The organism is Sphaerisporangium sp. NPDC005289, from assembly GCF_040607455.1.
GTDB classification, from domain to species: domain Bacteria; phylum Actinomycetota; class Actinomycetes; order Streptosporangiales; family Streptosporangiaceae; genus Sphaerisporangium; species Sphaerisporangium rhizosphaerae.
In genome coordinates this window covers 111,692-118,178 of sequence record NZ_JBEXGS010000028.1, presented here as the reverse complement: position 1 = coordinate 118,178, position 6,487 = coordinate 111,692, and the positions used below count along the sequence as shown (strand labels likewise).

Genomic DNA, 6,487 nt, shown 5'->3' with positions numbered 1-6,487 from the left:
GGCCCCCCCCGCCCCCCCCCCCCCCCCCCCCGGGCGGGGGGGGGGGGGGCCCCCCCCCCCCCCCCGCCGCGGGGGGGGGGGGGGGGGGCCGCCGCCCCCCCCCCCCCCCCCCCGGCCGGTGCGCGAGGAACGCCGGGCGACGCAACGGATCGGAAGGAACACGGGCATGGACCAGGAACGTCGGCTCGACGTCAGCGCTTCGGCCATGGCGTCGCCGGCCGCGGCACGGCGTCCGGCGCCGCCTCGCCGGCGCCGCAGGTCGCAGATCGGACTGGCGTTCATCGCGCCCTTCGCAGCGCTGTTCGCGCTCGTGTTCATCGTGCCCATCCTGTACGCCGCCTACCTCAGCCTCTTCCGGCAGAAGCTCATCGGGGGCAACGCGTTCGTCGGCCTGGCCAACTACACCAAGCTGGTGCAGGACCCCCAGTTCTGGGACGGAGTGGGACGCGTCGTCCGGTTCACGCTCGTCCAGGTGCCGATCATGCTGATCGTCGCCATGGCACTGGCGCTGGCGCTGGACTCCCTGCGCGTGCACGGCGGCAGGTTCATGCGAGTGACGATCTTCCTGCCCTACGCGGTGCCGGCGATCGTGGCGACGCTCATGTGGGGGTTCCTGATGGGCGTCAAGTACGGCCTGTTCGGCAGCCTGAACGACGCTCTGGGCACCGACTTCGATCCGTTCACCCCGGGCACCACGCTCACCTCCATCGGGGTGATGGTCACCTGGGCGTTCACCGGCTTCAACATGCTCATCTTCTACGCCGTCCTCAAGGCCGTCCCGCGCGAGCTGTACGAGGCGGCCGCGATCGACGGAGCCGGCGAGCTCCAGGTGTTCCTCGCGATCAAGCTGCCGGCGCTTCGCGGATCGCTGGTCGTCACGATCATCTTCTCGATCATCGGCACGTTCCAGATGTTCAACGAACCGCAGATCCTGCCCTCGATGGTCGCCAACAGCGGCGTCACCACCTTCTACACGCCCAACCTGTACGCCTACAACCTGGCGTTCACCGGGTCGCAGCAGGGCTATGCGGCCGCACTCGCGCTCGTCATGGCGGCGATCACGATCGCCGTCGCCTACGCCGTCCAGATCAGAGGGTTGAGGAATGCGTTCGACCAGTAGCCGGCGAACCGGGGCCGGGAAGGTCTCCGGCACGCCGATCCGCCATCCCGGTCGTGGCCGCCGGCTCTACACGATCGAGAACCCCAGGAAGAGCACCGTCCTCACGGTGATGACCGCCCTGTTCACCCTGTACTGCCTGCTGCCGCTGGTGTGGCTGGTCATCAACGCGACCAAGTCGCAGGCCGACTTCGTCTCGACGTTCGGGCTCGCACCCGGCCGCGGGTTCGCCCTGTGGGACAACATCGTCGGGGTGTTCACCTACCAGGACGGCATCTTCTCCCGGTGGCTGCTCAACACCGTTGCTTATGTCGTCGTTGGTGCGACCGTGTCCACCTTCTTGGCCGCCCTCGGCGGGTACGCCCTGGCGAAGCTCGACTTCACGGGCAAGCGGGTGTTCCTGTTCGTCGTGCTGGGGTCGATCTCGGTCCCCGGCATCGCCCTGGCGATCCCGCAGTTCCTGCTGTTCGCCCAGCTCGGGATGACCAACACCCCCTGGGCGGTGCTGATCCCGTCCTTCATCAACCCGTTCGGGTTGTACCTGATGTGGGTGTTCGCGGCCGAGGCCGTGCCGAGCGGCCTGCTGGAGGCCGCGAAGATCGACGGCGCCGGGGAGTTCAGGACCTTCGTCCAGATCGCGCTCCCGCTGCTCGCCCCGGCGAGCGTGACGGTCCTGCTCTTCTCCTTCGTGTCGATCTGGAACAACTACTTCCTGCCGCTGATCATGCTGAAGGATCCCGCCTGGTATCCGCTGACCGTCGGGATCAACCAGTGGAACAAGCTGGGCTCGACGGCCGGGAACGGCGCCCTCATCCAGAACCTCGTGATCACCTCCTCGCTGCTGACGATCATCCCGCTGATCGTCGCTTTCCTCAGCCTGCAGCGGTACTGGCAGTCGGGCCTGTCGCTCGGCGCCATCAAGGGCTGAGAGCGACACGCCGCCGGCCCCCGGCGCCGGCCGTTCTTCCGCGCACCATCCCGCCTAGAGAAGTGAGACCATGACCAGCGACGGTGTGTACGAACCCCGGTACCGGATCGACGGCCGGCCGTGCGACGAGAGCGCCTTCCCGCACGTCTGGGCCAAGTGCATCGGCGCCGGCCGCGCGAACGAAGCGCTGCGCGCCGACTGGCAACGGCAGTTCGCCGAGGCCGCCGCCGCGTTCGGCATCGAGTACATCCGCTTCCACGGCGTCTTCCACGACGACATGTTCGTCTACCGGGGAAGCTACGGCAGCGGGTTCGGCCCGGACACGCCTCTCGACGCGCCGGTGTACACATTCAGCTACGTGGACAAGGTGTTCGACTTCCTGCTCGACTGTGGTGTCCGCCCGTTCGTCGAGCTGGGGTTCATGCCGCGCGAGCTGGCGACGGCGACCGAGACGGTGTTCTGGTGGGGCGCTCACTGCAGTCCCCCCAAGGACATGGCGCGCTGGGTCGAACTGGTCACCCGGTCGGTCGAGCACTGGGTCGACCGGTACGGCCTGGAGGAGGTACGGCGGTGGCGGTTCGAGGTGTGGAACGAGCCGAACCTGGTTCCGCACTTCTGGACCGGGACCAAGACCGAGTACTTCGAGCTCTACCGGCGGACCGTGACGGCGATCAAGAAGATCGATCCCGCGCTGAAGGTAGGCGGCCCCGCGACCAGCGTCTTCGTGCCCGACGACCGCTACAAGGGCGAAGTGGAGGACCGCCCCGCGATGCGCGGGACGGCCGCCGCGGCCGACGTGGACGCGCTCGACTGGCGCCCGGTGTGGATCGAGGACTTCATCGCCTGGTGCGCGGAGCGCGAACTGCCGGTCGACTTCGTCTCCACCCACACCTACCCCACCGACTACGCCTACGGCGCCGACGACCAGGCGGTGGCGATCACCCGGTACGCCGACGCGACGTTCGACGACCTGACCCTGCTTCGCAAGCTCGTCAGGAACAGCCCCTACCCTGATGCGGAGATCCACATCACCGAGTGGTCGACCTCGCCGTCGGCCCGCGACTTCATCCACGACACGCTGTTCGCGGCGACCTCCATCACCCGGTCGTTCCTGCAGTGCGCCACCCTCGCCGACTCCATCGCCTACTGGACCTTCACGGACGTGTTCGAGGAGGGCGGCGCCGGCATCGGACCGTTCCACGGCGGGTTCGGCCTGGTGAACGAGAACGGCATCCACAAGCCCACGTGGCACGCGTTCGCGATGCTCAGCCGGCTCGGCGACCGCCTGCTCCTCGCGACGCCCGATGGAGTCGTGACCCGTGACAGCCGGACCTCGGCCACCTCGGCGGTGTTCTTCAACTACCCCGACGACATGGCCATGAAGGGCGTCGGCTCGGAGAACTCCTACGCGGCCACACGCGCGCGGGCCGAGATGGGGCCGGCCCGCAGGATTCACCACACGATCGGCGAATTGGAGCCGGGCACCACGTTCCTGGTCGAGATCATGGACTGGGAGCACGGGAACGTCGCCGAGGCCTGGTACCGCCTCGGCTCGCCCCTCAACCCGTCGCGGGCCGAGACCGAGCACCTGCGCGAGGTCGCCGACTCCCTCCTCAGGTACACGCTGACCGTGCCCGACACCGGGGTGCTGACCCTCGACGTCGAACTCGGGCCATGGGCGGTGATGTCGCTGCGGCAGTCGTCCTGACCGGTCAGTGGCGGGCGTGGGCGTCGAGGATGTGGGCGACGGCCTCGGTCACCTGCTTGGCGAAGGGGATGTTCAGCCATTCGTCCGGTACGTGCATGTTGGAGTCGGCGCCGAGCGCGCCGGTGACGACGAACTGCGCGCCGGGGTAGCGTCGGCTGAGCATCTCCATGAACGGGATTCCGCCGCCGAGGCCGAAGCCGCGGCACGGCGCGTCGAACACCTGGTCGCCGATCTCGTCCAGGGCCGCGGTCAGCCAGAGGGCGGACGCCGGCGCCTGCCAGCCGTCCAGCAGCATGAAGTCGTGCACCTCGGCCTGCGCGCCGTAGGGCACGTCGGTCGTGAGGATCCTCACCAGCGCGTCCCGCGCGGCCCCGGCGTCGACCGTCGGGGGAGTGCGGAAGCTCAGCCGCAGGGAGGTCGAGGCGCGGAGCACGGCTCCGGCCACCGCGGGGTCCGGGAGGCCGGCGGCGCCGATCACCGACAGGGTCGGCCGCCAGGTGTTGTTCAGGATGAGTTCGACGTCGTCGTCCGAGACCGGCCGCATTCCGCCGACGAGAGGGAAACGGCGCGCGCTGACCCCCGGCTCCAGCGCGGCCAGCGCCTCGGCCTCGGCCCGCCGGTCCGGCGGGATCGGCACGTTCATCTCCGGGATGGTGACCTCACCGGTCTCGGAGTCCTCGACGCGGTCCAGCAGTCGCCGCATGACGCGGAAGGAGCTCGGCACGATGCCGCTCGCGATCCCGGAATGCGCGGCGGTCTCCAGCACGCGCACGGTCAGGGTCGCCTGCACCACGCCGCGCAGGCTCGTGGTCAGCCACAGCCGTTCGTAGTCGCCGCCGCCGCCGTCCAGGCAGACCACCAGGGAGACCTCGCCGAGACGGCCGGACAGATGCTCCAGGTAGGCGGGCAGGTCCGGGCTGCCGGACTCCTCGCCGGTCTCCAGCAGCACGATGGCCCGTGCGTGGTCGCCGCCCGCCGCCCGCACGGCGGCCAGCGCGCTGACCGCGGCGTAGCCGGAGTACCCGTCGTCGACCGAGCCGCGGCCGTACAGCCGGTCACCGCGCAGCACCGGCCGCCACGGGTCGAGCCCGTCGGACCAGTCGCCGAGCGGGGGCTGCTTGTCGAGGTGACCGTAGAGCAGGACGGTGCCGCCCGCCGCGCCGCCGTCGGTCGCGGGGATCTCCGCGACGAGCAGCGGGGCACGGCCGTCGAGCTGGACGACCTCACACTGAGCGCCCGGCAGGCCACGTGAGGTGATCCAATCGCGCACGTGGTCGGCGGCGGCGCGCAGGTGGCCGTCGCGCTCCCAGCCGGCGTCGTAGGCGGCCGACAGCGCGGGTATCGCCACCAGCCCGGAAAGGCTGGACATCAGGTCTTCGTCCCAGCCGTCGGCGACCGCCTCATGTACTTTCTCGGCATCCACCGCCACATCATGGCACCCGGCCGCGCGGCAGCCCGCCGCCGGGTGCGACCGGCCCAGCCCGGTCCTCGGCGACCCGGACGGCCGGGCCCGCGCCCCGGCGACCCGGATGGCGGAGCCCGCGCCCCGGCGACCGGGATGAGCGGCCCGGATGGCCGGGCGCGAGCGGCCCGGCCATCATCGCTCTTCCTCACGGGCAGCCGGTGGAGCCCTTGTCGTGGCGCGGGGCGCGAAGGCGGCCGATCGCGTCGGTCGTGCCCTCGGCGAACCAGATGGTCCTACCGGCGCCCGCGGTGATGCCGAGAGGACCCGCGGCGGGGGTGGGCACCGCGAAGCGCGTGATCCTCCCGGCCGGCGTGATCCGCCCGACGCAGCCGGCGGCCCGTTCGGTGAACCAAAGGTCCCCGCCCGGGCCCCGGGTGATGTCGAGAGGCTGACGACCCTCGGGGAGCCGGAACTCGGTGAACCGGCCGCTCGGCGTGATGCGGCCGATCCGGTCGGCGGCGCGCTCGGTGAACCACAGAGCATGGTCCGGGCCGGTGACGATGCGGTGCGGGCCGCTCCGCGGGGTCGGAAGGACGAACTCGGTGATCAGCCCGGTCAGGGTGATGCGGCCGATCCGGTCGCCGCCCGGGTCGGTGAACCACATCGCGCCGTCCGGGCCGGCCGTGATGGCGTGGGGGGAACCGCCTTCGGTGGGCAGCGGAAACTCCGTGATCTCACCCGCGGGGGTGAGGCGCCCGATCTTGCCGGCCGCTCCCTCGGTGAACCAGAGGCTTCCGTCCCGGGCGGCGGCGATGCCCTCCGGGCGGCTGCCGGGGGTCGGCATCGGGACTTCGGTGACACCGCCGTCACCGGTGATCCGGCCGATCTTGTTGCCGAGGAACTCGGTGAACCACATGGCTCCGTCCGGTCCGGCGGTCACGTCGAGCGGAGCGCTGTCGGGCGTCGGGACCGGGAACTCGGTGAGGGTGCCATCGCCGCGGACGCGCCCGATGCGGTCGCCGGTGAGCTCGGTGAACCACACGGCTCCGCCCGGGCCGGCGGCCAGGAAGGTCGCGCCGGAGCCGGGCGTGACGGGAAACTCGGTCACGACCGGGGTGCGGTGCGTCCCGGCGCGCAGTGGCCCGGTGGTTCGGGCGTGCAGTGGCCCGGTGGTTCCGGCGTGCGCCGGACCGGTGAAGGCGGTGGACGGCGCGACGGCGAGGACGACCCCGGCGATCGTCCGCAGAACTCGTCCGCCGAATGTCCGCGCATGCATGAACGGCTCTCCTTGTCGGGTGCGGTCGGGACGGGCCCACGGCACGGCGGCTG

Annotated in this window: 5 protein-coding genes; 3 read left to right on the top strand and 2 right to left on the bottom strand. The window is 70.9% G+C overall.

Annotation, left to right across the window (positions count from 1 at the left end):
• Positions 1–166 precede the first annotated feature (166 nt).
• The 3 genes from ABZT47_RS34740 (at position 167) to ABZT47_RS34730 (ending at position 3,753) form a co-directional block, all read left to right on the top strand.
• Positions 167–1,120 (top strand): sugar ABC transporter permease, encoded by a 954-nt coding sequence (locus ABZT47_RS34740; protein ID WP_354851871.1) that lies wholly within the window; start codon positions 167–169, stop codon positions 1,118–1,120.
• Complete coding sequence (locus tag ABZT47_RS34735; protein ID WP_354851869.1) at positions 1,104–2,045, top strand: carbohydrate ABC transporter permease; 942 nt, start codon at positions 1,104–1,106, stop codon at positions 2,043–2,045. The genes ABZT47_RS34740 and ABZT47_RS34735 overlap by 17 nt, the downstream gene beginning before the upstream one ends.
• 70 nt (positions 2,046–2,115) lie before the next feature.
• Positions 2,116–3,753, top strand: coding sequence for a beta-xylosidase (locus ABZT47_RS34730; protein ID WP_354851867.1), 1,638 nt, complete (start codon positions 2,116–2,118; stop codon positions 3,751–3,753).
• A gap of 4 nt (positions 3,754–3,757) precedes the next feature.
• Here ABZT47_RS34730 and ABZT47_RS34725 read toward each other — a convergent pair whose 3' ends face one another.
• Both ABZT47_RS34725 and ABZT47_RS34720 read right to left on the bottom strand, forming a co-directional pair.
• Positions 3,758–5,176: a M20/M25/M40 family metallo-hydrolase gene (locus ABZT47_RS34725; RefSeq protein WP_354851866.1), complete on the bottom strand. Its 1,419-nt coding sequence runs from the start codon at positions 5,174–5,176 to the stop codon at positions 3,758–3,760.
• Between the two features lie 187 nt (positions 5,177–5,363).
• Positions 5,364–6,434: a virginiamycin B lyase gene (locus tag ABZT47_RS34720; protein WP_354851864.1), complete on the bottom strand. Its 1,071-nt coding sequence runs from the start codon at positions 6,432–6,434 to the stop codon at positions 5,364–5,366.
• Positions 6,435–6,487: the final 53 nt, after the last annotated feature.